General features: G+C 59.9%; 22 protein-coding genes and 2 pseudogenes. 21 read left to right on the top strand and 3 right to left on the bottom strand.

Translation table 11 applies throughout. The features are described 5' to 3' along the window. Position 1: 1 nt before the first annotated feature. The 10 genes from flgL to IPP88_18480 all read left to right on the top strand — a co-directional run bounded on the left by flgL (position 2) and on the right by IPP88_18480 (position 11,979). A complete protein-coding gene (gene flgL, locus IPP88_18435; protein MBL0124616.1) occupies positions 2 to 1,207 on the top strand; it encodes a flagellar hook-associated protein FlgL in 1,206 nt (401 codons plus the stop codon). 362 nt (positions 1,208 to 1,569) lie between these two features. Beyond that, the gene (locus tag IPP88_18440) at positions 1,570 to 3,771 is read left to right on the top strand and encodes an EAL domain-containing protein (GenBank protein MBL0124617.1); all 2,202 of its coding nucleotides are present in this window, start codon (positions 1,570 to 1,572) and stop codon (positions 3,769 to 3,771) included. 105 nt (positions 3,772 to 3,876) lie between these two features. After that, a complete protein-coding gene (locus tag IPP88_18445) occupies positions 3,877 to 5,778 on the top strand; it encodes a diguanylate cyclase (protein ID MBL0124618.1) in 1,902 nt (633 codons plus the stop codon). Positions 5,779 to 6,179: 401 nt separating this feature from the next. Beyond that, the gene (locus IPP88_18450; protein MBL0124619.1) at positions 6,180 to 6,719 is read left to right on the top strand and encodes a hypothetical protein; all 540 of its coding nucleotides are present in this window, start codon (positions 6,180 to 6,182) and stop codon (positions 6,717 to 6,719) included. Then, positions 6,704 to 7,504, top strand: a complete 801-nt coding sequence (locus IPP88_18455; protein ID MBL0124620.1) for a hypothetical protein — start codon at positions 6,704 to 6,706, stop codon at positions 7,502 to 7,504. Before IPP88_18450 ends, IPP88_18455 begins: the two co-directional genes overlap by 16 nt. 106 nt (positions 7,505 to 7,610) lie before the next feature. Further along, positions 7,611 to 8,144: a TonB-dependent receptor gene (locus tag IPP88_18460; protein MBL0124621.1), complete on the top strand. Its 534-nt coding sequence runs from the start codon at positions 7,611 to 7,613 to the stop codon at positions 8,142 to 8,144. After that, positions 8,104 to 8,532 carry a TonB-dependent receptor gene (locus IPP88_18465; GenBank protein ID MBL0124622.1) on the top strand — a complete coding sequence of 143 codons (429 nt, stop codon included), beginning with the start codon at positions 8,104 to 8,106 and terminating at the stop codon, positions 8,530 to 8,532. The genes IPP88_18460 and IPP88_18465 overlap by 41 nt, the downstream gene beginning before the upstream one ends. Before the next feature lie 73 nt (positions 8,533 to 8,605). Next, entirely contained in the window at positions 8,606 to 8,974 is a 369-nt protein-coding gene (locus IPP88_18470) for a YfiR family protein (GenBank protein ID MBL0124623.1), read from the top strand. After that, entirely contained in the window at positions 8,877 to 11,648 is a 2,772-nt protein-coding gene (locus tag IPP88_18475; protein MBL0124624.1) for a DUF4154 domain-containing protein, read from the top strand. The genes IPP88_18470 and IPP88_18475 overlap by 98 nt, the downstream gene beginning before the upstream one ends. Then, positions 11,602 to 11,979: an Hpt domain-containing protein gene (locus IPP88_18480; GenBank protein MBL0124625.1), complete on the top strand. Its 378-nt coding sequence runs from the start codon at positions 11,602 to 11,604 to the stop codon at positions 11,977 to 11,979. The genes IPP88_18475 and IPP88_18480 overlap by 47 nt, the downstream gene beginning before the upstream one ends. 98 nt (positions 11,980 to 12,077) lie before the next feature. Here the strand turns inward: IPP88_18480 and IPP88_18485 are convergent, their stop codons facing one another. The 3 genes from IPP88_18485 to IPP88_18495 form a co-directional block, all read right to left on the bottom strand. Then, positions 12,078 to 13,316 carry a bacteriohemerythrin gene (locus tag IPP88_18485; GenBank protein MBL0124626.1) on the bottom strand — a complete coding sequence of 413 codons (1,239 nt, stop codon included), beginning with the start codon at positions 13,314 to 13,316 and terminating at the stop codon, positions 12,078 to 12,080. A gap of 465 nt (positions 13,317 to 13,781) precedes the next feature. Continuing rightward, positions 13,782 to 14,414, bottom strand: coding sequence for a response regulator transcription factor (locus IPP88_18490; GenBank protein ID MBL0124627.1), 633 nt, complete (start codon positions 14,412 to 14,414; stop codon positions 13,782 to 13,784). Beyond that, the gene (locus IPP88_18495) at positions 14,411 to 15,532 is read right to left on the bottom strand and encodes a response regulator (protein MBL0124628.1); all 1,122 of its coding nucleotides are present in this window, start codon (positions 15,530 to 15,532) and stop codon (positions 14,411 to 14,413) included. Before IPP88_18495 ends, IPP88_18490 begins: the two co-directional genes overlap by 4 nt. A 498-nt stretch (positions 15,533 to 16,030) precedes the next feature. Here IPP88_18495 and IPP88_18500 point away from each other — a divergent pair, with 498 nt between their 5' ends. From IPP88_18500 to IPP88_18550, 11 genes and pseudogenes are all read left to right on the top strand, one after another. Beyond that, positions 16,031 to 16,393: a response regulator gene (locus IPP88_18500; protein ID MBL0124629.1), complete on the top strand. Its 363-nt coding sequence runs from the start codon at positions 16,031 to 16,033 to the stop codon at positions 16,391 to 16,393. Between the two features lie 58 nt (positions 16,394 to 16,451). Continuing rightward, the gene (locus IPP88_18505; GenBank protein MBL0124630.1) at positions 16,452 to 16,985 is read left to right on the top strand and encodes an Hpt domain-containing protein; all 534 of its coding nucleotides are present in this window, start codon (positions 16,452 to 16,454) and stop codon (positions 16,983 to 16,985) included. Then, positions 16,912 to 18,761, top strand: a pseudogene (locus tag IPP88_18510) (chemotaxis protein CheW). The gene IPP88_18505 and the pseudogene IPP88_18510 overlap by 74 nt, the downstream one beginning before the upstream one ends. A 123-nt stretch (positions 18,762 to 18,884) precedes the next feature. Beyond that, positions 18,885 to 19,037 (top strand): annotated as a pseudogene (locus IPP88_18515) (chemotaxis protein CheW). A gap of 50 nt (positions 19,038 to 19,087) precedes the next feature. Continuing rightward, entirely contained in the window at positions 19,088 to 21,331 is a 2,244-nt protein-coding gene (locus IPP88_18520) for an MCP four helix bundle domain-containing protein (protein MBL0124631.1), read from the top strand. A gap of 109 nt (positions 21,332 to 21,440) precedes the next feature. After that, complete coding sequence (locus IPP88_18525; GenBank protein ID MBL0124632.1) at positions 21,441 to 21,968, top strand: hypothetical protein; 528 nt, start codon at positions 21,441 to 21,443, stop codon at positions 21,966 to 21,968. A 38-nt stretch (positions 21,969 to 22,006) separates the two neighbouring features. Beyond that, positions 22,007 to 22,168: a hypothetical protein gene (locus IPP88_18530; GenBank protein MBL0124633.1), complete on the top strand. Its 162-nt coding sequence runs from the start codon at positions 22,007 to 22,009 to the stop codon at positions 22,166 to 22,168. Between the two features lie 120 nt (positions 22,169 to 22,288). After that, positions 22,289 to 22,795: a chemotaxis protein CheW gene (locus IPP88_18535; protein MBL0124634.1), complete on the top strand. Its 507-nt coding sequence runs from the start codon at positions 22,289 to 22,291 to the stop codon at positions 22,793 to 22,795. Positions 22,796 to 22,839: 44 nt separating this feature from the next. Further along, positions 22,840 to 23,100 carry an MCP four helix bundle domain-containing protein gene (locus tag IPP88_18540; GenBank protein ID MBL0124635.1) on the top strand — a complete coding sequence of 87 codons (261 nt, stop codon included), beginning with the start codon at positions 22,840 to 22,842 and terminating at the stop codon, positions 23,098 to 23,100. 442 nt (positions 23,101 to 23,542) lie between these two features. After that, positions 23,543 to 23,767 carry a hypothetical protein gene (locus tag IPP88_18545; GenBank protein MBL0124636.1) on the top strand — a complete coding sequence of 75 codons (225 nt, stop codon included), beginning with the start codon at positions 23,543 to 23,545 and terminating at the stop codon, positions 23,765 to 23,767. Beyond that, a complete protein-coding gene (locus IPP88_18550; protein MBL0124637.1) occupies positions 23,673 to 25,118 on the top strand; it encodes a hypothetical protein in 1,446 nt (481 codons plus the stop codon). Before IPP88_18545 ends, IPP88_18550 begins: the two co-directional genes overlap by 95 nt. Positions 25,119 to 25,178 lie beyond the last annotated feature (60 nt).

Consider the following 25,178-nt stretch of genomic DNA (forward strand, 5'->3'; position numbering starts at 1 on the left):
CATGCGCATCTCCACGTCACAGATGTATCAGAACGCTGCATCGACCATCACCACCAAACAGTCGGACCTTGCGCGTATCCAGAATCAGCTCTCCTCCGGCAAACGCATCGCCAGCCTGGCGGACGATCCGGCAGGCGCCGCGAGCGCGGCGGTCCTGCGTTCGGAGCTTGCGGCCAACGGACAGTTCGATCAGAACCGGCAGATCGCGCAGCAGCGTCTGTCCTATGCGGAGAATACGCTCGGCGCCATCGGCGAAAATTTGCAGTCCGCGCGTGAATTGCTGGTCAGCGCCGGCAACGGAGCCTATTCCGACAGCGACCGGAAAATCATTGCCGGCCAATTGCGGGAAGGCCTGGCGACGCTCATCGGACTTGCCAATTCAGCCGATGGACAGGGCAGCTATCTGTTTGGCGGATTCCGGGAAGACACGCCACCGTTTGTCGAGACCGCCGCCACGGTCAGCTACGTCGCTGACGACGGCACACGAATGATCAATGTCTCGCGCAACCGCTCCATTGGGACCGGGTTCAATGGCGCGGACATATTCATGCGCATTCCGAACGGCAATGGTGTGTTTGTCAATTCCGCCAATGCCGGCAACAGCGGTACCGGGACCATCGACGGCGGTCGTGTCACCAATGCGGCGTCGCTGACCGGGAACGACTATGAAATCCGCTTCCAGTCCGGCGCCAGTGGCACCACCTACGATATCTGGGACACGACGAACAACGCTGCCGTCAGCGTCGGCACGCCCTACACCGCACCAGCCTCGATTGCCTTGCCCGGCATGAGCGTCAATATCAATGGCACCCCGGCAAACGGCGACAAGTTCGCCGTGGTGCCAAGCGGCAACCAGGATATTTTCACCACCCTTCGCAATGCGATAACTCTGCTTGATATACCCGCCAACGGCAACAGCACCAAGATCAGCAATGGCCTGAGCACGGCGCTGACCAATATGGATCAGGCGCTCGCGCATATGTCGGATGCGCGCGGCGGTGCCGGCGCGCGCCTCAATGAACTGGATCAGCTCGGCAATATGGGCGCGGTGCGCGACGTCGACCTGAAAAGTACGCTGTCGTCCGTTGAAGACATCGACTACGCCAAGACAATCAGCGACCTCACGGTGGCGCAATCCGGATTGGATGCCGCGTTGGCAAGCTATGCTCGCATCATGAAGTCCTCGCTGTTCGACTATTTGCGCTGATCCCGAATACGGCTCCGAACCTAAAGGCGAGCGGGCATGAGGTCGCCAATAAATTTACCAAACACAAGTACTGGTGCGGCGTTTCGGCCACAAATGGCTGAAACGCCGCACCAGTACTTGTGTTTTCTGTATTGGCGATCGCTACTGGCCCCGGTGTGTACAGAACACACTATGGGACCCGCCAAAGCACACACCGAGGGACACACCAAGCCATCGCACAACCCGGCAAATCCAATCACACGGCGTATTCAAGATGTCGCCCTTTCTGCCGATATTAGAACGTGCGGCAGTGACATATGCGCGCATCGGAATCGGCGGGGCAACCCGCTTGCGATTGCTGACTATTGAACCCGGATGGAAAAATGAATCAAGTTGAAATCCGCCCGAAGGTACTGACCATCGACGACGACGATGGTGGCCGTCTGATGACGGTGCTGAATCTCGAGGAGCGCGGCTTTGCCGTGACCGAAGCAGATTGTGGCGAGCAAGGCATCGCCGCCGTGCAGACCGAACGGCCCGACGTGATCCTGCTCGATGCGATGATGCCGGGAATGGATGGCTTCGAGGTCTGCCGGAGAATTCGCGCGCTGCCCGGCGCCGAACATTTGCCGATCCTGATGCTGACCGGCCTTGACGATGACAATTCCATCTCGCGCGCCTATGACGCCGGCGCGACGGATTTTTTTGTCAAATCCGATCACTGGACGCTGCTGGTGCAACGCATCCGCTATTTGCACCGCGCCAGCCGCATGCGCGACGAACTCGCCGAAAGCCGCAACAAGGAAGCGTGGACACAACGCATCGCGCGCCTCGGTTACTGGGAGTGGGATGTGGCGCGTCGCAGCTTCCTCGCCTCCGAGGAATGCTTTCGCCTGATGGGCAGCCCGAACGCACTTTCATCCCATCCGATCTCGATGTCGGTGTGCGACATTGCAAAACTGTTCCAGTACGTGCAGGCCGATGAACGGCTGCGCGTGGAGGGGATCGTTGCGCGCATCCTGGGTGAAAGTGGATCCACCCAATTTGAATGCCACCTCGTGGGGATGGACGACGCCATTCGCGCCGTGCGCCTCGAAATCGAAGTCGAACGCAGCAACGATGGCGCCATGTCGCGCGTCTACGGCGTGATTCAGGACATTTCCGAACGCAAGCGCAACGAAGACCAGATCCGCGTGCTCGCCAATTACGACAGTCTTACCGGCCTGTCGAATCGCCGCCAGTTCCACGAACAACTGGTGTCAACGATCGAACGTGCGCGGCCGGATCGTTCGCCAGTGGTGCTGCTGTTCCTGGACCTTAACCGCCTGAAACATATCAATGACACGCTCGGTTACGCCGCCGGCGATCATCTGCTGACCGAGATCGCATTGCGCCTCAACCAATCCGTCCGCGATCGCGGCCTGAAAGGCTCCTCCACGGATCTGGTGGCGCGTCTCGCCGGTGACCAGTTCGCGATCATGCTGACCGGGCTCTCCGGCGCCGGCGAAGCAGAAGCTGTCGCCCGCCATGTTCAGAGTGCCCTCTGCAAACCCATTCCCGTCGGCGACCACGAGTGCGTGACCAGCGCCTCAATCGGCATCGCCGCGTACCCGCGTGACGGCGATGATGCCGATACCTTGATGCGCTACGCTGATATTGCCATGAACACGGCCAAGACAAATGGCGTCAATACGCTGCAGGTTTACCGGCCGGGATTAAATGCAACATCCAAGGAAAGGCTATTGCTCGAACAAGCCCTGCACAAGGCGCTCGACCGCAATGAACTCGTCATGTACTACCAGCCCCAAATCGATACCCGTCTGGGCAAGATCATCGGCGCGGAAGCACTGATGCGCTGGCAATGCGACGGCCGCCTCGTACCGCCCGGTGAATTCATCAGCATCGCCGAGGAGATCGGGCTGATCGTTTCATTTGGAGAATGGGCGCTCAATAATGTCATGGGCCGCAATCGTGCCTGGATCGATTCCGGCTTCGAGCCGATGCCGATTGCGGTAAACATCCCGGGCGGCCAATTCGAATGCGCCAATTTTGTCGATCTGGTTCAGGAAATTCTCACGCGTCAGCGAATTGCGCCGGAATACCTGGAACTGGAAATCACCGAGACCTCGGTGATGCGCAATCTGGCCACGACGCTGCCCGTACTGGATGCATTGACCGCCTTGGGCATACGCCTGTCGGTGGACGATTTCGGGACCGGCTATTCCTCGCTTTCCTACCTGCGCCGCCTGCCGATCGATACCCTGAAGATCGACGCCTCCTTTGTCCGTGATTTGCAAAAAGGCTCTGACAGCGAAGCCATCGTGGCGGCCATCATCGCCATGGCGAAGAGCCTTGACCTTCGCGTCATCGCCGAAGGTGTCGAGACCCACGAACAGATGTGCCTGTTGCACGCCTACGGCTGCCACATCATGCAGGGCTATTATTTTTCAAGGCCGGTTCCTGCCGCCGATTTCGCGCGATTCCGCCTGGAGTATGGCGACCAGAAAGTGCTGCCGAAAGCGAACACACCCGGCAGCAGAAAAAATATCAGCCCGCTGCATGCTGCCTTTGGCGGCACGCACTGAAACGCGCCATCATGCGCAGCTTGCCCGCACGACTTGCCGGATGGTGTTTCGGCATGCATCCCTGTACCCACCAATGAAACACTAGCCGGCACGACCGCAAAAATCATGGACACGCTTACCCGCAATACCAGTCCCGCCAACATTGCCCGTGAGGCGATACGTCAGCTGGCGGCTTCGCGGGTCGCACCGACGCCGGAGAATTTTTCGCGGGCATACCGCGAAGCCATGGGTGGCTCGGGCGATACAGGCGGCGACACCGGTGACAGCGCAAGCCACGCGGCAGGTGGCGTCGAACCGGAACAGGTATTGACCCAGTTGGTCGAAGGCATCACCACGCGCCTTCCGGAACTCGGCAGCGCATTGCGGTTGCAGGAACACGTCAAGGGCCGCGCGTGGAAGAATGCCCTGAAGGCCGTCAATGAAACGCTGAGCGAAGCGCTGGCCGAGCCCTCGCGCGAATGGCCACGCATGCTGCAGCACCTGCTCACGCAGCTCGATACCACGCACGCGGACTGGACCCGCGCGCGCAAACTCGGCGCCGTACGGCATGTCCTCACAGCGCCCTCGGCCGATGATCACACCCGCGAAAAACTCGAACGCCTGATGGCCGGGTGGGCGCTAAAACCGGGAGAGCATACCGAACTTGCGGCGTCGTCGGCGTCGCCGTCCACGGCGGCCACCCCGCTTGCCGACAACTCAAATCGTCATATCGAGGCGCACACCGACACTGGCGTATCGGCCGCCGTTGTATCCACCACGGTCACGTCACAACCGTCTTCCGATCAACGCGCCGAAGTAAAAGCATGGCGACTGCTGGCTCAAACGGCATTGGATCTTTATCAACCACCGGATTGCCGCGAAACTAAAGCGATGTCCACCAAAGGTAGCGAATCCTTGGGAACCTCAGGCTCCCTGGGAGCGCGCCTGGCGAAATTCTCCGGCGTGCCAGGTGCCGATTGGCTTCAGGAAATTCAGTCCGCTTCGGTCAGCACCCAGGCGGAAGTGCAGCGCCAGGCTGCCCTGCGCGAGAGACTGGTCAAGCTCCTGCGATTGCTTTGTGAAAACCTTGCCTTGTTTGCCGATGAAGACGCGTGGGTTAGCGGTCAGGTTGAGCGCATCACGCAATTGCTCGCCGCGCCGCTCGACGAACGTTCGCTGTCCGAAACAGAAGACAGCGTGCGACTGGCAGTGCAACGCCAGGCCGAGCTGCAAGCCGATCTCAAGGTCGCCAAGGCGGCCCTGAAGGAAATGCTGGCGTCCCTCATTGATCACTTGGCGAAGGCGGAAACCACGACCGGCGAATTCCATCGCCGCATCGGCGATCGCGCGGAAGCCATCAAGCAAGCCAACGACCTGCCGTCGCTGTCGCGAGTGGTCGCCAGCCTGCTGGACGATGCGGTTGAAATGCGCGAAGGTATTCAGCGCACCCATGGCGAACTGAGCGCCGCGCGCGAAAGCACCCAGAAATACGAAGCGCGCGTGCACGCGCTGGAGAAGGAGCTTGTCGATGTCAGCAGCCTGGTGCGGATCGATCCGTTGACACAGGTCCTGAACCGCCGCGGCCTGGAAGAAGCGTTCGTCGTCGAGCAATCGCGCACCGAGCGCGAGGGTGTTCCATTGGCTGTCGCATTGCTGGATATCGATGATTTCAAGCGGCTGAACGATTCGCTCGGCCATCAGGCAGGCGACATGGCGTTGCAACACGTCGCGAATCTGGTACGCGGCGCGCTGCGGCCCGGCGACACGGTGTCACGCTATGGTGGCGAGGAATTCGTGCTCCTGTTACCAGCCACGTCCGCCGCCGAAGCGGTCACCATCCTGACGCGCACACAGCGCCAATTGACGCGCACTTTTTTCCTCCACAACGACGAAAAAATTCTCATCACGTTCAGCGCAGGTGTCACCGACTATCGCCCCGGCGACAGCCATGAATCCGCCATCCAGCGCGCGGACGCCGCTACCTACGTCGCCAAGAAAGCCGGCAAGAATCGGGTGCATCTTGGGTGAGTGTGTTACTCAATTGGAGCGTTGCGGCACGGGCTGACCAGATGCCAGGTTGAACTCAAGCACTGGCGGGGCTTTTCAGTCATTTTGTGCCAAAAGGTGCGCCAGTGCTTGCGTTTGCCGCCGTGGCGCAGGCCGTTAGCGAAAAAACACCGCGCGAGACCACGGGCTCCAATGCGGGAAATGGAAGATGAACCATTTTTCCCTCTCTGTTCCGCAACTGGCGAAGGCAAACGAAAGGATACTCTGGATAAAACATCGCCCGGCCCGTTGGGCGGGGTACCTAACCAATAAGGTACGCGTCGGTGATGCTCAAGTTTAGATGTGGAATGCCGTTACAAGGGAACGATTGCTTTGTGTCCTTGACTCGGGTCAGAAAGCGGTCACCCGACGGTCGAATTCTCATGTCCGATCGCCCTTTTCACCCTGCCATGCGCTTGATGAACGAGGCCGACCGCAAGCTGCGAATTCAGAATTTCTGGATTGCGGGTGCAAACGTGCCGGGAATGACTGCTTGCCACGTGATGACATGTCGGGAGTTTTCTCAGCGTGGGGGCGCCAGTTCATTTCGCGGCGTATGCGCTATTGCCGGAAATGTAGTCGGCCGCCGGTATTCGCATGACGAACAGCGATATTGCAAAAAAACCGGAGAACCGAGGAGAACAGATGGAAACAAACATTGCGCAAAATCAAAAGCTGTGGCGGGTGATCCTCGCGGCTGGCTCCGGCTGTTGTCGTGCCGCCGACCCTGGCCGCCCAGGGTAGAACCGTCATTTTCTCTTGGTCTCGACGAGATTCTCAATATGGAGATCACCTCGGTCTCGAAGAAACCGCAAACGGTTTTCCCAAGCAGCAGCACAGCTGTGTTCGTCATCACTGCGGATGACATTCGACGTTCAGGGCAACCACCATCGCGGATGCCTTGCGGATGGCGCCCGGCTTGAATGTCGGCCAGATCAGCTCGAATTCCTGGGCGGTTAGTTCGCGCGGGGTAAACGGTCGCTTCACCAACAAACTGCTTGTCCTGATGGATGGGCGCAGCGTGTATGCGCCGACTTTTCCGGTGTGTATTGGGATGTTCAGGATACGATGCTCGCGGACATCGAGCGCACGAAGTTGTTCTGCGGTCCCGGGCCACGCGCTGGGGGCCAACGCGGGCAACGGCGTCATCAACATCATCACCAAGTCTGCCGCGGCAACCGTTGGCGGAAAAATGACGGTCGGCGCGGGCAGTGAAGCGCGTGGATCAGCCTCGATACGTTACGGCGGCGAATTGGGTGACATGGGGCACTGGCGGGCCTATGCCAAGGGCTTCGACCGCGATGGCTCGGTTGTCGAGGCAACCGGTGCTGCCGGTCAAGACACCTGGCGTCAGCAGCGCGCGGGATTCAGGACGGACCTGGCCGCCGGAAATATCGACAAGGTCACACTGCAGGGCGATTACTACACCGGGCGCTCCGGGGACACGTCAATGCTCAATTTCCTGACCCCGCCCTTTAACGTCCTTGCTCAGACATCACAAAAGGTTTCGGGCGGGAATTTGCTCGGGCGCTGGCAACGAGATATTTCGGCCACTGACACCTTCACCGTGCAAACCTATATTGACCATATCGAGCGTGATTGGCCGGCGCACGTGAAAGAGAAGCGCGATACCTTCGATCTTGATTTTCAATATCGGACACGTCGATTTGCGGCCACGATCTGGTTGCCGGCACAGGGTATCGGCTGAACCGCGACACCATCAGAGGCATCATTCACCGGCATCCCGGCAAACACATTGCAACCACGCAGTATTTTCACCACAGTCGTCGAACCCGGTTTTGCTCAGCGCCTTCATGCAGGATGACATCACGCTCTCACCGGAGAAACTGATCCTCACACTGGGCGTGAAGCTGGAGAACAATGACTATACCGGCGTTGAGGTTCCAGCCCAATACCGGCTATTGTGGACGCCAACAGAGGCAAGTACGTTTTGGGGCGCAATATCCAAGGCGTCTCGTACGCCCAGTCGCATCGACCGGGGTGGAGTCGTGAATCAGACGGTGCTTGCGCCGATGTCCGCGCAGAACCCGCTGCCTTTCCCCATACTGTTGCAGGGCACGGGCGTGGTTGACAGCGAATCCCTGGTAGCCTACGAAGCGGGCTGGAAGCATCGCCTGTCGAGGACCTTCAATTTTGATCTGGCCACGTACTACAACGATTACGACAAACTCAGGTCAATCCGTTTCGATGCACCACTTTGCCAGCCTGCCGGGATACCGGTTTCGCCTGCGTGCTTCTTCCCTGTAAGTCAGGCGCTACGTGGTGCAGCCCCTGTCAGTCGCCAACTTGAACAAGGCCCGGAGCCACGGTGTAGAGATCTCGGTTGACTGGCGTCCCCAGCCGAGTATCCGACTTCAGGCCGCATTGTCGCAGTTCGCCATGAAGACCAAGGATAGGACGATGTTTCGAGGGTCGACCTCCCGGGGAACGTGCCCCAACGGCAGGGCTACTTGCATGTCGCGTGGAATCCGCGCCCGGATACCGATATCGATGCCGAGGTACGGCGTCGGACGATTGAGCGAGGTTACATTCGGCCTAGAAATTCCGCGCTACACCGAGCTTGACCTGCGCCTTGCCCTGGCGTCCAGCCAGAATGTTGAAGTGGCCGTGAGTGGCCGCAATTTGCTGAACAAACGACATCCTGAGTTTGCATCGGAACTCCTGGATGTTCCGCGATGCAGATCCAGCGCTCGGTATTCGGACAGATTTACCTGAAATTTTGAACACAATCTAGCTTGCGGGGACCACTGCCGTGGCAATTCGACTTGCGCAGCTGCGCCGGTTCGCCGTGTTCGGCCTGGCCGGTGGTTTGTCGTTGCTGATGTCGCTCACCCTTGCGGATGCAGGGATATCGCGAGAGGACCGGATCAAGGCGGTCCTGGTCTTCAAACTGGTCAAGTTTGTTGAATGGCCGGCGTCGGTCATGCCTGAAAACGCGTCTATTGCCATCTGTGCCTTCGGTGAATCGCCTGTCGGCGCTGCACTGGCTTTGACGGAAGGCCAGACACTGGGGACGCGGCAGGTGAAGTTCCGCAGGATCAATGGTCTGTCATCGACCGATGTCGCAAATTGCCGTGCTTTATCTCCCCGCGGGCGCACGCGAAGTCAGCGGCAATCTGCCGAGCACACTGCGCGGACGTCCGCTGTTAACGGTTAGCGAGGCGACGGATTTTGCAAGGCACGGCGGAGTGATCGGGTTGTTCCGCAACGAGAATAAGTTGTCCTTTGAAATCAACCTGCGCAACGCCAAGGAAGGCAGCCTGAATATCGGCGCCCCTTTGCCGGAGTTGGCGACGATCGTCGGAGTAGCGCGCGTGGAACGCCAATCAATGGTCACCGGACAGCGGATTTCGATCCGGGACAAACTGCGTCGCCTCGTTTGGCGAACGGTGGCAACCGCCCTGTCCGTAGTCGCCTCTGCCATGCTTACATTTCAGACGTGGACTTTCAGCACGACGATGATCAATCGTCTGGCGATGGTCGCCCAGATGACAGGAGCCAACATGACGGCCTCTCTCGAGTTTGGCGATGCGCGGCAGGCCAACAAGCTTCTGGGCGCGCTTCATGAGGAAAAGGATATTTCCACGGTTGCCATCTATTCAGCCGAGCGGAGTTTCTTCGCGGGTTACGGCCAAATTGCCAAGGAAAACGGGCTCGGTTCCGCCGTTGATTCATGGGCGGAGCAAAGAATGGATGAAAATGCGCCTGCCTACCGCTTCAGAATTGATGCCATTGAATATCTGGCGCCGATTCGATTGCATCAGGAAACGGTTGGCTACGTGCATCTTTTCGCCAGCCCGGATCGTTTTTACGTACTGCTTTTCGGCAGTGTGGTCTTGATACTCGTGGTAACCCTGGTGTCCGGATTTCTGGCGCTGTTCTGGGCAGCGCGTCTGCAACGACGCATTGTCGAACCGATCTCGCTGCTGGCGCATTCGATGCAACAAGTGAAGGCAAGTCACGATTTCAGCATTCGTGTGCAGAGCAGGGAGCAGGACGAAATCGGAGAACTGACCACAGGCTTTAACGACATGCTGATTCAACTCGAGGAGCGGGATCACGCTTTGGAGGAACGCAGTCGGCAATTGGCCAGCAGCAACCATGATCTGGAAATGGCGGCGGTGGAGGCAAACGGGCTAAGAGCCACAGCCGAAGCGGCGAACCGCGCCAAATCCCAATTCCTCGCCAACATGAGCCACGAGATCCGCACGCCGATGAACGGGGTGCTGGGCATGACCGAGCTGCTGCTCGGCACCGAACTGAGCGAACGCCAGCGGCGCTCGCCGACACCGCGCGCCAGTCCGGCACCGCCCTGCTCAAGATCATCAACGACATCCTCGACTTCTCCAAGATCGAAGCCGGCAAGCTCGAACTGGAGCATGTCGACTTCGACCTGCGCCGCACCCTCGACGAACTGGTCGGCCTGTTCGCCGAACCGGCCCCAGGCCAAGGGGATCGAACTGATCCTGCACGTGGACGAAACCGTGCCGCCGGCGCTGCGGGGCGATTGCGGGCGGCTGCGGCAGATCCTCACCAACCTCATCACCAACGCCATCAAGTTCACCGAGCAGGGAGAAGTCGTGGTGCGCATCGGCATGGCGCCGCACGAGGGCGAGCGCGTGGTGCTGCGCTTCCAGGTCAGCGACACCGGCATCGGCATCGATGCCGACACCCAGACACGGCTGTTCAGCGCCTTTTCCCAGGCCGACAACAGCACCACGCGCAAATACGGCGGCACCGGCCTGGGGCTCGCCATCAGCAAGGAGCTGGTCGGATTGTTCGGCGGCGAAATCGGCGTGGCCAGCGAACTCGGTCACGGCGCCACGTTCTGGTTCACCGTGCCGTTTGCCACGCAACAGGACGCCACCCCGTACGCCCCGCCGCGGCCGGCCTCGCTGCATCACCTGCGGGTGCTGGTGGTCGACGACAATGCCACCAACCGGGAAATCCTCTGCAGCCAGCTCGCCGGACTGGGCCTGCGCGCCGACAGCGTCGCCGGCGGGCAGGAAGCGCTGCGCGCCCTCCTCGGGGCTGCCGGCCGCGACCCCTATCGCATTGCCATCCTCGACATGCACATGCCGGGCATGGACGGACTGGAACTGGCGCGACTCATCCGTCGCGACCCCGCGATCAAGGATGTCGAGCTGCTGATGCTGAGCTCGGTCGGCCTCGATGTGCCCACGCCGACCCTGCATGCATTGCGCGTGCGCACCTGGCTGACCAAGCCGGTCAGCCGTTCGCAGTTGAGCGACTGCCTGATCGCCTGCACGGCCATTGACGCATCCGTATCCGGCCCGGTTGCCGCCATCTCCCATGCGGGGGCATCGGTGCCCGGCCCGCGTGCCCTGCACGTACTGGTCGCCGAAGACAACCTGGTCAATCAGGCGGTGGCCATCGAGATGCTGGCGGCGCTGGGCTGCACCTGCCGGATCGCCGCGAACGGGCGCGAGGCGCTCGACGCGATGGCGCAGGATGCCTATGACGTGGTGCTGATGGACTGCCAGATGCCGGAGATGGATGGCTTCGAAGCCACCCGGGCGCTGCGCGCGCGGGAGGCCGCCAGCGGCGCGCCGCGCTTGCGGGTGATCGCCTTGACCGCGCACGCCATGGAGGGCGACGAGGCGCAATGTATTGCCGCCGGCATGGATGGCTACCTCGCCAAGCCTTATGGTCAGCAGCAGCTGGGCGGCGATCCGAAGCCATCTCGCGCCGCAATCGGCGAATGCGGCGTCAGCTGCGACCGGCACAGCAGGCGCCGCAACGAACACGACGGCGGCAGCCAATATGGGCGACGAGAACGTCGTCGAGGGGCTGGACCGCCGGGTGCTTGACAGTATTCGCGCGCTGGACAAGTCGGGCGGCAACGCGGTGCTGGCGCGTCTGATCGGGATTTACCAGAAGAGCGCACCACCGCTGGTGCAGGCGATACGGGCGGCGGCGGATGCGGGCGACGTGGCGGCGGTCAGCCGGGCGGCGCATACGCTGCGGCCGAGCAGCCTTTACGTGGGCGCAACCCGGCTGGGAAGCCTGTGCCGGGAGATCGAGGTCGCGGGCAAGGCCACGCCCCCGGCGATGTCGCTCGCCCAGGTCGCCGCGCTGGAGGCTGAGTTTCTCCAGGTTGAGCAGTGGTTGCGGGTGGAATTGGTGGGCGAGAAAGCGTAGCAAAGCCCGCGTACGTCGCGTCGCTGCTTCGTCACCGTTTTCCCTTTATCTGCGAGGACGTCAGTATCCTGACCGGCCCATTCTTACCCGCAGGTGTGTTACGGTGAATTCGTCGCGCTTACGCGTTTTACGTCGCCCGGTTCAGATAAGTGGCGCCCAGTGTTACGCGACGAGCGACCCAGGCGCGGCAGAGTCCGCGGTGGATCGATTTGCACCGCGCCTTCATTGACGTCCGCGGTAGCCACGCAATTGCGCCCATTTCGCTTGGCGGCATAAAGGCCCAGGTCCGCGGCTTTTAGCAGTTCATCCAGTCCTTTCATGGCGGCGGTCCGGGCGGCGACACCAACGCTGATGCTGCCTCGCCATTCACCCATCCCGGCCTGAACGCGAAGTGCCGCGACCTCGCGCCGGATGGATTCCGCCAGTTTCATCGCGCCTTCCAATGGTGTGCCCGCGCAGATGATCAGGAATTCATCGCCCCCCAGACGGCAGACGATATCGTCGGTGCGTACCGCGTGCTGCAATTGCGCGGATAGCGCCCGCAACACCGTATCGCCGGCATCGTGTCCGTGGGTATCGTTTATCACCTTGAAACCATCAGCGTCAATCACCATGCAAGAAAGTGGCGTTCCATTGCGCACACCCGCATCCCATTCGCGCGCAAAGCTGCGCATGGCGTAACGGCGGTTCGGCAGACCGGTGAGCGTGTCGGTATTGGCGAGTTCTTCCAGTTGCTGATTGGCGATTGTCAGCGCCTGTGTACGCTCATCGACCCGCGCTTCCAGCGTCTTGTTCAATTGCACCAAATCGTGATTGCGCTCGGAGACCTGTTGAAACAGGCCATTGAGTGCGTTCAGCAAGGTATCGGTCGCGGCATCCTTGCTTTGCGAGCCGGGCACCTGCGTATCGTCCGGACGGTTACCCGCCTGAATCGATGCGATCTGACGCGCCATGCCCTGGTCCGTTCCCAGGATGTGATAGGCCAACCAGTGTGTGAGAAATTTCAGCAGCGATTTTGCCGCGGTACGATTGCTGGTGCCAGCACCACCATGCAACTGTGTCACTTCATCCAGAAAGCCGCGATGGCTCTGCTTGTGCTGCTCGATATAACACTTATCGAGACCCGACGCCTTCATCAAGGCCTCTTCTTCTGCAAAGTGATATTCAGCGTAGTCAGCCAGTTCCGCAAATATGGCTTCAAGCTCAGCAGGGGAGGCATTTTCCTGCCGCATGACCAGGCTACCGAATCGATTGATGATATCGACCAGGCGATGATGCTGCTCATCGACTTCGGTGAGTCCGGTAACGAAACACGGGTTCCAGACAAACGCTTCCATGAATTTCCGCCTATGAACAGGCTGCGGTGATGGATGAACGACGCGTCCGGAACCCGCTATCCGCGTTCATTGGAATGGTGAAACCGGCGCAACCAACATCGTTATCGACGGGTAGGCAGAAATACTGAGCCCAATGGGGCCGGTGAAGCGAGAGCATGAAAAAAAATAGGCAAACACAAGCACTGGCGGGGATTTCGAGGCATTTTGCCGCCGAAAGGCGCGCCAGTGCTTGTGTTTCGCTACTGGCTACTTCTGTTAACCTCCTCCCCGTTCGCCCTGAGGTATCGAAGGGCTTTCCAGACATAGAGGAATCAATGGCTTGCGTTGAGTGTGCCGATACCTCAGCACGATCGCGCGAGCAATTGGAAGTTTCTTATCGGCGCCGCAGTCTGTAGATACAAGGGTGGGCAAAGCGTAGCGTGCCCGCCCTACACGCGACAAGAAGGTGCAGCGGCCAGACCCTGCCTATTCCACCAGGCCGTGCTTCAGCGCGTAATGCGTCAATTCCGCATTGTTGGTCAGGCCCATTTTTTCGAGGATGCGGGCGCGATAGACGCTCACGGTCTTTGGTGACAATGCCAGCGTCACGGCGATATCGGCAAGCCGTTGTCCGGAGGCCATCAGGCACAGGGTCTGGAATTCGCGGTCCGACAGTTTTGTGTGAGGCAGTTCCTCAGTATCGCGGGCGAGGTTGTCCGCCAGTGACTGGGCGATTTCCGGCGTGATGAATTTTCGACCCGCCATGATCTGCGCGACGGCATCCAGCAACTGCTCGGGCGCGCTGGCCTTGTTCAGGTAACCATAGGCGCCGGCCTTGAGGGCGCGTACCGCATATTGATCTTCCGGATACATCGACAACATCAGCACCTTGAGGCGCGGATTTTCCTCGCGCAACGCCTTCAGGATATCGATGCCGTTCTTGCCGGGCAGGTTGACGTCGAGCAGCAGCACGTCGATTGCCACGGTGCGCATCTTGCCGCGCAACTCGTTGTAATCCTGCGCCTCGCCGACCACCTCGATGCCGTCGCCGTCGGTGAGGATGTCGCGTATGCCGCGCCGCAGAATGGCGTGATCATCGACAATAAATACGCGGATCATGCCTTGCTCCCGGCAAACGTTTCGCGGAACCGCGGCAGCGACAGCAGCAACGTGGTCCCCTGCCCCGGCGCGCTGGAAATATCCAGTGAACCTTGCAGGTTGCGCGCGCGCTCATGCATTCTGGTCAGGCCAAACGCCGGTTTGGCCTCTTCCGACAGGATCAAGCCACTGCCGTTATCGGTGACCTCAAGGTGAATATGATCATTGTCGGCAAACAAATGCACGTCAACCCGCGTCGCACCGGAATGCCGGACGACATTGCTGAGGGCTTCCTGACATATGCGGTAGATGCCGATACTGGCGTTGGAATCGGGCATTTCTTCACGATTGGCATCGAAACGCGTTTCAATCCCGGTGCGTTGCGCAAACTGGGCGCAAAGCCATTCGACGGCGGGAACGATGCCTTGATCGAGAACCGCGGGCCGCAAGTCATCCACCATGCGTTGCGTCGTCATTGTCGCGTTTTCAACAAGCTTGATCGCGCCCGCCAATCGATCCCTGGCCTCGGGCGCCAAAGGTACACGTCGCTGCAGCCACGCAAGTTCAAACTTGAGGGCCGTCATTGAGCTGCCGATTTCTTCGCCAATTTCCGCCGCAACCGCGGCGCGCTCGGTGTCCTTGACGGCTTCAAGGTAGCCGGCCAATTCTCGCAGCCGCGCTTCAGATGATCGCAATGCCGCTTCGGCGGCCGCCCGTTCGCGGCGAACAGCCGCCGCCTCGAGGCTGCGCCGCAACGCCGGTGCGAGCCGCTTGAGGCGGTGCTTGATGACGTAATCGTCGGCGCCGGCGAGCAACGCCTCGACCGCCATCTCCTCGCCGGCATCCCCCGATACCACCAGGAACGGCAGGTCCAGCCCGGTCTCGCGCAGCACCTGCAAGGCGCCAGCGGACGAGAAACGCGGAAGGTTGCGATCGGCGATGACCGCATCCCAAACCCCATCGGAGAGCGCGGCGCGCATTGGCCCGGCCTCCTCGACGCGCAATCCCGACAACACAACGCCGTCGCGGGCAAGGGTCATCAACATCAGTTCGTAATCGGCTTCCGAATCCTCAACAAACAGTACGCGAATTGGCGTTGGCGCGGGAGAAGACGGGGATGCAGTTGAGGATACAGCCATCAATTGACCAAGCACCAAGGATGAGGGAAATGGGGAGTTTTCGTGCCGCTTTTCCCATTATCGCCCAAACACCCGCTACGGATAATGAGGAATCGAGAATAAGCCACGGTTTGCGCCGTCTCCAGGGACGGCCCACCACAGGGACCAACGATCGCCATGACCCCGCACGGCCTGCCCGTCGCATGTACTTCGCCACCATTGATGGTCAGCGAAAGAATTGACCGCGCAAACAACATCTCACGAACGCGACGTTCGCCCGCCCCAACGATCTGCAAACCCCTGAAACGCCTGAAACGCCTTGTCCCGGCGCGGGTTTCGCTAAAGATTCGCCTCCATCTGCCGCAAACACCTTTGACGTACAGGACTTTGGCGATCCCGGTTCTGGCGGCACGCGTGCTGGTGTGCGCGGCCATCACCGGATCGGCACAGGCGGCAACAGACATCCGGACCATCGAACGCTTCATCAGAGCGGGCAGCACTCTCACAAGGACTTCAGCGATGTATTCAATACTTACCGTGGACGATTCCGCATCGATGCGGCAGATGGTCGCCTTTACGTTAAAGAGCGCCGGCTTCAATGTGCTGGAAGCCGCCGACGGCCAGGAGGGCCTGGAGCAGGCCCGCAAGACCAGCGTCAACCTGCTGCTGGTCGACCAGAACATGCCGCGCATGGATGGCATCTCGCTGGTCCGGGCATTGCGCAGCCTGCCGCAGTACAAGACCACGCCCATCCTGATGCTGACCACCGAATCCTCCGACGCTATGAAGGCGGCCGGCCGGGCGGCCGGGGCAACGGGCTGGCTGGTCAAGCCCTTCGATCCCGCGCGCCTGATCGAAGTCGTCAAGAAGGTCATCCGCTAAAACACACGCGCCCGATTCATGCCGCGCGACTAATTCACCAATCAGAAATGGCCCAATCATGAGCAAATCCGGTACTCCCGCCAGTCAGTCATCAGCAGGTGACTTCGACCTGACGCAGTTCTACCAGGTGTTCTTCGAAGAGGCCGCTGAAAACCTCGCATCGATGGAAAACATGCTGCTCGCGATCGATGTCGACGATCCGGTGGAGGAAGACCTGCACGCCATTTTCCGCGCGGCGCACTCCATCAAAGGCGGCGCGGCGACTTTCGGCTTTCAGGATGTCGCGGAACTCACGCACGAACTTGAAACGATGCTCGACCGCGTCCGCAAACACGAAATTCCATTGACCACCGAAATTGTCGACACCCTGCTCGAAGCGGGTGACGTCCTCAAGGCCCAACTCGCCCGGCATCAGGCAGGCGACACCGGCGAGGTGGGCGATATATCAGAACCTGCTGGCGACCGTGCGCAGACTTGCCGTCGGCGCCACCGAAACCGCGAGCTCCGTCGAAGTTGTCATGGCAACCGTTTCGGCAAAGCCTGCCAATGCCTCCAGCATCGCAGCGCCTGGCAACACGGCAAAACCCACTGACGGCACCTACCTCTACGACATGGAGATCGGCCCGCTGGACGATGAGAGCATCTTCGACAGCATCGTCGAATTGTTTTCCGAGATCCCCAATCTCGGCAACATTACGCCACACGAAACGCCGATCACCGCCGCCGACACGCTGGAAGTTACGGCACCCACCAAGTCTGGCAAAGGTACGAAAGGCGCAAAAGCCACCAAGGGAGCCAAGGCGGCCAAGGACACCAAGGCCGCCAAAGTTGAGCCCCTCACCTACTCGCGCCGCTACCGGGTCGTCACCACGACACCGGAAAACGAGTTGTGTGATCTTTTCAGTTTCCATGTGAGCCGCGACCAAGTGCGGTTCACCGTTGTAGTAACGTCCGAAGCGTACGGGGCCCACGCGCAAGATATGCGCGGGGACCGTCCGCCGATGGACACCCCATCCAGCGATCCCGGCTACGGCATTTTTGACGAAGCGGATATACAAGCGGTAACCATTGATACCGCCACGACCACAACCACCGCCACCACACCAATCGAAATCGCCAAACCCGCGCCAAAAGTGCGCGCGGAGCACGCGCCCGCCGCCGGCGCGGATGCCTCGACGTTGCGCGTCTCGGTCGAAAAAGTCGACCAACTCATCAATCTGGTCGGTGAACTCGTGATTACGCAAGCGATGCTATCCAACCGCGGACGCACCATCGACCCGATCATCCACGAAGGCATCCTCTCCGGCTTTGCCGACCTGGAACGCAACACCCGCTCCCTGCAGGACGCCGTGATGTCGATCCGCATGATCCCCATGGCCGTTGTATTCAATCGCTTCCCGCGCATGCTGCGCGACCTGGCCGCCAAACTGGGCAAGGAAATAGACCTGAAGACGACCGGTGAAGCCACCGAACTCGACAAGGGCCTCATCGAAAAAATCACCGACCCGCTCAATCACCTGATCCGCAACTCGGTCGATCACGGCATTGAATCGCCCGAGAAACGCATTGCCGCCGGCAAATCACCACGCGGCACCATTTTCCTGTCCGCGTCGCATCAGGGCGGCAGCATCGTAATTGAAGTTCGCGACGACGGCGCCGGCCTCAATCGCGAAAAAATTCTCGCCAAGGCGAAAAAACAGGGCCTCGCCGTCACCGATGACATGCCCGACAAGGACGTCTGGCAGCTCATCTGGGCACCGGGATTTTCCACCGCCGAACAAGTCACCGACGTTTCCGGCCGTGGCGTTGGCATGGATGTGGTGACCAAAAGCATCAACGCACTCGGCGGCACCGCCGAAGTCGATTCCGCCGAAGGATATGGCACGCGCGTATCGATCCGCCTGCCGCTCACGCTCGCCATCATGGATGGCATGTCGGTTGCCGTGAATGGCGACACTACATCATTCCACTCGCCAACGTCGTCGAGTCACTTCAGGTGGCCGACGGCATGCTGCGCACCGTGGTCGGCCAAGGCCGCGTGGTGGAAGTGCGCACCGATTACTTGCCGGTGGTGGCCCTGCATGAAGTCTTCCGTGCGCCGCCGCCCAAGAAGGACTCGGCCAGCAAGATCCTCGTCATCATCGAATTCGAAGGCGCAAAGACCGCGCTGATGGTCGATCAACTGATTGGCCAGTATCAGGTGGTGGTGAAAAACCTCGAAGCCAATTACCGCAAGGTACCCGGCGTATCCGGCGCCACCATCATGGGGGACGGGCGGGTCGCCCTGATCCTCGATGTCGCCCATGTCGTCATCGCTGGTAGCAGCGCCGGTCCGAACCCAGCGCGCTCCAAACAACTTAGCCACTGATCCGAAGGAGAAACTTGAATGCAACCGCAAACGCAAACACAGCACCAGGCGCAGGTGAGCGCCGCACCTGCCCCGCAGAACAACGAATTCCTGACCTTCAAACTCGGCGCCGAGGAATAGGAACAAATCCGGCCCGCACCCGAATTCGGCGCGGCACTCGATACCGAATACATCACCGGCCTGGGCACGGTGGACAAACGCATGCTGATCCTGATGGACATCGAGAAACTGATGACGGGGCAGGACATGGCGCTGGTGGACGCGTCAATTCATTGACGACTGATGGACTTGCTACAAAATTTTCGAACTTAACTGTGGAGTAAATCATGAACGTGTCAGATATGAAGATTGGTGTGCGGCTCTCAATTGGCTTTGCCGTGACCCTCCTTTTGCTCATCGCGGTCGCTGGCATCAGCTACCAGCGCATCGGGACGCTTGACAGCGAGATAGACCAATTGACTCACGTCCAGTTTCCCAAAACTGTTCAGGCCAATAATGTTATCGACGCGATCAACGCGATCGCGCGCCAGATGCGCAATGCCTACATCTACAGCGGCGCCGAGCAACAAAAATCGCTCGATTCCCTGGGTCCACAGCGGAAAATCATCGACGAAAACCTGGACAAGCTCGACAAGTCCATCACGTCCGACAAGGGCAAGGAAATCCTGAAGAAGGTCAAGGACGCCCGCATCGCCTACCGGGCAGACCAGGACAAGTTCATCGAGTTGCTCAAGGCTGACAAAAAGGCGGAGGTCGTCGCACTGATGCAAGGTAGCCTTCGAAAGAATCAAACTGACTATCTCGGCGCGGTGAACGAGATCATCGATTTTCAGAGCGCGTTGATGGAGACAGAGGGCAAGGACGCCGGCGCCAGTGCCGAATCCGCCCAGCGCTTGATGCTGATTCTAGGCTTGGTTGCAACTATTCTTACTGCCCTGTTCGGCTGGTTCATCACCCGCAGCATTACCGGCCCGATTTCGGATGCAATGGCCGTGGCGGACGCTATCGCCGCAGGTGATTTGAACAAGCGAATCGATATCAAGAGCAGCGATGAGACGGGCAAGCTCCTGCTCTCCATGCAGAAAATGGTCGAGACGCTGAAGGGTTTCTACGCCGCACAGAACGAAATGAAGAAGCAGCATGACGCCGGCACGATCAGCTACCGTATCCCGGCCGATAGCTTTGCCGGCAGTTATCGCGAAATGGCGGTGATGACCAATGAACTGGTCGCGGCGCATATCGCAGTCAAGATGAAAATTGTCGACGTAGTTTCGCGCTATGCGCTGGGCGACCTGTCGCTGGACATGGACAAGCTGCCAGGCGAAAAAGCCAAGATCACGGTTGCGATTGACGGCGTCAAATCGAGCCTGCAATCGGTCAACGGGGAAATCGCAAAACTGGTTGAAGCGGCGGTCCGCGGTGACTTTACCGTGCGCGGTGAAGCCGACAAGTATCAGTACGATTTCCGCAAGATGGTCGATGGGTTGAACCGCCTGATGCAGGTCAGCGACACCGGCCTGAACGAGGTGGTGCGCGTACTCGGTGCATTGGCCAAGGGCGACTTGACTGAAAAAATCACCAACGACTACCAGGGCACGTTCGGGCGCCTGAAGGACGACTCGAACACGACCGTTGATCGGCTCGCCGAGATCGTCAGCCAGATCAAGGAGTCAACCGAATCGATCAATGTCGCCTCGAAGGAAATCGCCTCCGGCAACACCGACCTGTCTTCGCGCACCGAAGAGCAAGCCAGTTCGCTCGAGGAAACCGCGTCGTCCATGGAAGAGTTGACCTCGACGGTGAAACAGAACGCCGAGAACGCCCGGCAAGCCAATCAACTGGCGACTGGTGCCTCGGATGTCGCCGTGCGCGGCGGCGACGTGGTCGGCCAGGTAGTGACCACCATGAGTTCGATCAACGAGAGCTCGAAGAAGATCGTCGACATCATCAGCGTCATCGACGGCATCGCCTTCCAGACCAACATCCTGGCCCTGAACGCGGCGGTCGAAGCCGCCCGGGCCGGCGAGCAGGGCCGCGGCTTTGCGGTGGTCGCCACCGAAGTGCGCAATCTGGCCCAGCGCAGTGCGGCGGCGGCCAAGGAGATCAAGGAGCTCATTGGGGACTCCGTCGAGAAGGTCGGCGCGGGCACCAAGCTGGTCGATGAAGCCGGCAAGACGATGGAAGAGATCGTGAGCTCGGTCAAGCGGGTGACGGACATCATGGCCGAGATCACGGCGGCGAGCCAGGAGCAGAGCTCGGGGATCGAGCAGGTGAACCAGGCGATCACGCAGATGGATGAGGTGACGCAGCAGAACGCGGCGCTGGTGGAACAGGCGGCGGCGGCAGCCGAGAGCATGGAAGAGCAGGCGGGGAATCTGTCGCAGGCGGTGTCGATCTTCAAGCTGACCCAGCAGGCGGGGCGTCCGGCGATGGCAAAAGTATCCGCACCGGCCAAGGTGGCGAATCTGTCGAACCATCGCAAGCCGGCGCAGCTCGCGCATCACGCACCAGCCAAGCCCAAGGCGGCAAAGGCGGCGGGCGGCGGGGACTCGGAATGGAATGAGTTTTAAGGCAGCCAATACATAAACGTACGTCATTCCCGCGTGGGCGGGAATCCAAGTTCGATCAATCCTTGGATTCCCGTCTGCGCGGGAATGACGAACATTCGAGGATAGGGAAATGATCAAGAACTTGGGAAAGAAAGAAAAAACGAATTGCGGCAAAAGCGCAATCGGCGCGCTGGTACTTTCCTCGTTCTTCGTTTGTCCCGCCTGGGCGGGCCGTCCACTCGCAACCGAAGATGCGGGCGTGCTGGGCGACCGCGAATGCGAAATCGAAAGCTACGCCGGTCAGGCCCGGGAGAGCAGCAGCCCCAACGTCAATGCGCTTTGGGTGCAGTACGGCTGCGGTATCGGTCGAAATACCCAATTAGCCTTCGGCGCCGGCACCGAACGATCGGCCGGCGACCTCACCAAAGCCGCGGCGCTGACGGGAAAGACCTTCCTGCGTGAACTCACCGAGGAACAAACCGGTTTTACATTGGCGTACGCACTCTTCGGCGCACAAGAGCCGGGCAACAGCTTCAAGCACGAGGCCACCGAACTTAAGGGTGGCCGTTACCGCCCCTCATTGGATGGCTGTTTCACGCCAATCTGGGCGCGCACTACGCGCATAACTCTGGTCAACACAGCAGCGTTTGGGCATTAGCCGTTGAACGCCCCGGTGCATTCGGGCCGGTGGACCTAATGGCCGAGGTATTCGGCGACGACCGCAGCGCGGCATGGGTGCAGGTCGCCACGCGCTGGACGATTGTCCCCAAGCGCTTTTACGTGGATACCTCGTGGGGGGTGCAGACGGATAGTGCCCGCGCCAAACAAATTACCGTCGGACTCAAGATCGCTATGTGAGCACGGCCCACTTTTTCAATTTCCATTTCCATTATCCGTTTTCTACAAGCCACATCACCTGAACAGCAGCGTGTCAGGACACAAACAAAGTCAGAAAGGTTATAGATCATGACGCAGGCAATGCAGACCCCGGTAGCAGATGTCGCCGCACTACAGTTGGCCGCTGGCCAAATGCAGGCCAATGAGTTCCTCACCTTTACCCTCGGCCACGAAGAGTACGGCGTCGAGATTCTGAAGGTACAGGAAATCCGCAGTCACGAAGCGGTGACGACCATCGCCAACGCGCCGGAGTTCATCAAGGGCGTGGTCAATCTGCGCGGCGTGATCGTGCCGATCGTCGACATGCGCATCAAGTTCCAACTGGAAAGTGTCGAATACAACCAGTTCACGGTGGTGATCATCCTCAATGTCGCCGGGCGCGTGGTGGGAATGGTGGTGGACAGTGTGTCCGACGTGATTACGCTTAGCCCGGAACAGATCCGTCCAGCACCGGCATTCGGTGCGGCGCTTGACACGAATTACATCATCGGACTCGGGACAGTCGACCAACGCATGCTGATCCTGATGGATATCGAGAAACTTATGACCGGGCAGGATATGGCGCTGACCGATCAGGCCTTGCATTGATCAATAACCCAATCAGATAAAAGTACTTAGGTACGGAGGCAAAAATGGAAAAGTTATCACTGCAAATGAAGCTGAATTTGCTCGTCGGGCTGGCATTGATCGCATTGTTGATCGTTGCGGGCGTTGGCCTGGTAGGCATGCGCACCGGCACCAGCGCAATACACGAAATTGGCGAAAACCGCTTACCCAGCGTGGAGAACCTGCAAGAGCTAATGGAATTCGAGCAGACGATTCATGCCACCAATCTGATCACGGCACTTTACGAAAATGATCCTCAGCCGCAGGAGAAGCTAAAACTATCCTGAAACGCGACGAGACTCTGGACGCGCATGGACAAGAGCTGGAAAGCCTATGAAGCAATGCCGATGGCCAGCGAAGAAGAGCATCTGGAAGGTCTTCGTCAAAGACTGGACGAATGAAAGTGGGCGATGCCAAGATAGGACGCAACCATCGCGACTATTGCCAAGAGCCAAGCTGAACTCACCAGACTATTACAGTACATTTTCCCGCCAGCTCGAGGAAAATATGCCACGCTTTCAAGAAAGCCAACGAAAGCCTGGACAAGGTGGTTGATTACAACTTCAATGGGCCGACAAAGGAAGTCAAGTCGTCCGAACAACATGGCAATCGCGCAACGTCACATGGGGTATTTCGATCGCGGCAATCCTGATCCTGATTGCGGTCAGCCGCTCGATAACCGCCAGCATTTGCAGGCAACTCCGGGGCGATCCTCGCATTGGACATGACGTGGCGAAAAAGATGGCCGCTGGAGATCTGTCGGCAAAAATTGACTTCGCGCCGGGTGACAGGACCAGCCTGCTTGCCAGCATGAAGGTAATGCAAGCCAGCGTCCAGGCGCTGGTCACGCGACGCGGCGATGCTTTCAGAAGCGGCCGTCGCCGGCAAAGCTCGCCACACGCGCCGACGCCAGCAAACATCAGGGCGACTTCCAGCGCGTGGTCGCCGGCGTGAACCAACGCTGGATGCCGTGATTGGCCCGCTGAACGTGGCCGCGAGCTACGTCGACCAGATCTCCAAAGGCGCGATCCCGGCCAAGATCACCGACAGCTACAACGGCGACTTCAACGCGCTCAAGAACAACCTCAACGTCTGCATCGACGCCGTCAACGCGCTGGTCGCCGACGCCAACATGCTCGCCAAGGCCGCCGTCGACGGCAAACTCGAAACCCGCGCCGACGCCACCAAACATCAAGGCGACTTCAGGAAGATCGTCGAAGGCGTCAACGGCACGCTGGACGCCGTGATCGGACCGCTCAACGAAGGCATGCGCGTGCTCGGCGCCCTCTCCCGTGGCGACCTGACCGAGAAGATCACCGACAACTATCACGGCACCTTCCAGAAGCTCAAGGAAGACGCCAACCAAACCGTTGACCGCCTGACCGAGATCGTCAGCCAGATCAAGGAGTCGACCGAATCGATCAACGTCGCCTCGAAGGAAATCGCCTCAGGCAACACCGACCTGTCTTCGCGCACCGAAGAACAGGCCTCCAGCCTGGAAGAAACCGCCTCGAGCATGGAAGAATTGACCTCCACCGTGAAGCAGAACGCCGAGAACGCCCGCCAAGCCAATCAACTGGCCGCCGGTGCGTCGGATGTCGCCGTCCGCGGCGGCGATGTGGTCGGCCAGGTGGTGACCACCATGAGCTCGATCAACGAGAGCTCGAAGAAGATCGTCGACATCATCAGCGTCATCGACGGCATCGCCTTCCAGACCAACATCCTGGCGCTGAACGCGGCGGTCGAAGCCGCGCGTGCCGGGGAACAGGGCCGCGGGTTTGCGGTGGTCGCCACCGAAGTGCGCAATCTGGCCCAGCGCAGCGCGGCGGCCAAGGAGATCAAGGAGCTCATTGGGGACTCCGTCGAGAAGGTCGGTGCCGGTACCAAGCTGGTCGATGAGGCCGGCAAGACCATGGAGGAGATCGTCTCTTCGGTCAAGCGGGTGACGGACATCATGGCCGAGATCACGGCCGCTTCCCAGGAGCAGAGCACCGGCATCGAGCAGGTGAACCAGGCGATCACGCAGATGGACGAGGTCACGCAGCAGAACGCGGCGCTGGTGGAGCAGGCGGCGGCGGCGGCGGAGAGCATGGAAGAGCAGGCGGGGAATCTGTCGCAGGCGGTGTCGATCTTCAAGCTGACCCAGCAGGCGGGGCGTCCGGCGATGGCAAAAGTATCCGCACCGGCGAAGGTGGCGAATCTGTCGAACCACCGCAAGCCGGCACAGCTTGCGCATCACGCGGCGGCAAAACCCAAGGCGGCGAAGGCAGCGGGCGGTGGCGATTCGGAATGGAATGAGTTTTAGGCCAGCGCCCGAGAGGCGCGGCATTCAGGCTTTGCTGTATTGATCGGGGGTCAAAACATC

The sequence above is a fragment of the Betaproteobacteria bacterium genome (genome assembly GCA_016720925.1).
Taxonomy (GTDB): domain Bacteria; phylum Pseudomonadota; class Gammaproteobacteria; order Burkholderiales; family Usitatibacteraceae; genus UKL13-2.

What these genes read in the sequence shown, in the direction of transcription:
- flgL (MBL0124616.1), top strand. Translation starts at nt 2, where the DNA reads ATGCGCATCTCCACGTCACAGATGTATCAGAACGCTGCATCGACCATC.
- IPP88_18440 (MBL0124617.1), top strand. Translation starts at nt 1,570, where the DNA reads ATGAATCAAGTTGAAATCCGCCCGAAGGTACTGACCATCGACGACGAC.
- IPP88_18445 (MBL0124618.1), top strand. Translation starts at nt 3,877, where the DNA reads ATGGACACGCTTACCCGCAATACCAGTCCCGCCAACATTGCCCGTGAG.
- IPP88_18450 (MBL0124619.1), top strand. Translation starts at nt 6,180, where the DNA reads ATGTCCGATCGCCCTTTTCACCCTGCCATGCGCTTGATGAACGAGGCC.
- IPP88_18455 (MBL0124620.1), top strand. Translation starts at nt 6,704, where the DNA reads ATGGCGCCCGGCTTGAATGTCGGCCAGATCAGCTCGAATTCCTGGGCG.
- IPP88_18460 (MBL0124621.1), top strand. Translation starts at nt 7,611, where the DNA reads ATGCAGGATGACATCACGCTCTCACCGGAGAAACTGATCCTCACACTG.
- IPP88_18475 (MBL0124624.1), top strand. Translation starts at nt 8,877, where the DNA reads ATGTCGCAAATTGCCGTGCTTTATCTCCCCGCGGGCGCACGCGAAGTC.
- IPP88_18480 (MBL0124625.1), top strand. Translation starts at nt 11,602, where the DNA reads ATGGGCGACGAGAACGTCGTCGAGGGGCTGGACCGCCGGGTGCTTGAC.
- IPP88_18485 (MBL0124626.1), bottom strand. Translation starts at nt 13,316, where the DNA reads ATGGAAGCGTTTGTCTGGAACCCGTGTTTCGTTACCGGACTCACCGAA.
- IPP88_18490 (MBL0124627.1), bottom strand. Translation starts at nt 14,414, where the DNA reads ATGATCCGCGTATTTATTGTCGATGATCACGCCATTCTGCGGCGCGGC.
- IPP88_18495 (MBL0124628.1), bottom strand. Translation starts at nt 15,532, where the DNA reads ATGGCTGTATCCTCAACTGCATCCCCGTCTTCTCCCGCGCCAACGCCA.
- IPP88_18500 (MBL0124629.1), top strand. Translation starts at nt 16,031, where the DNA reads ATGTATTCAATACTTACCGTGGACGATTCCGCATCGATGCGGCAGATG.
- IPP88_18505 (MBL0124630.1), top strand. Translation starts at nt 16,452, where the DNA reads ATGAGCAAATCCGGTACTCCCGCCAGTCAGTCATCAGCAGGTGACTTC.
- IPP88_18520 (MBL0124631.1), top strand. Translation starts at nt 19,088, where the DNA reads ATGAACGTGTCAGATATGAAGATTGGTGTGCGGCTCTCAATTGGCTTT.
- IPP88_18525 (MBL0124632.1), top strand. Translation starts at nt 21,441, where the DNA reads ATGATCAAGAACTTGGGAAAGAAAGAAAAAACGAATTGCGGCAAAAGC.
- IPP88_18530 (MBL0124633.1), top strand. Translation starts at nt 22,007, where the DNA reads ATGGCCGAGGTATTCGGCGACGACCGCAGCGCGGCATGGGTGCAGGTC.
- IPP88_18535 (MBL0124634.1), top strand. Translation starts at nt 22,289, where the DNA reads ATGCAGACCCCGGTAGCAGATGTCGCCGCACTACAGTTGGCCGCTGGC.
- IPP88_18540 (MBL0124635.1), top strand. Translation starts at nt 22,840, where the DNA reads ATGGAAAAGTTATCACTGCAAATGAAGCTGAATTTGCTCGTCGGGCTG.
- IPP88_18550 (MBL0124637.1), top strand. Translation starts at nt 23,673, where the DNA reads ATGCTTTCAGAAGCGGCCGTCGCCGGCAAAGCTCGCCACACGCGCCGA.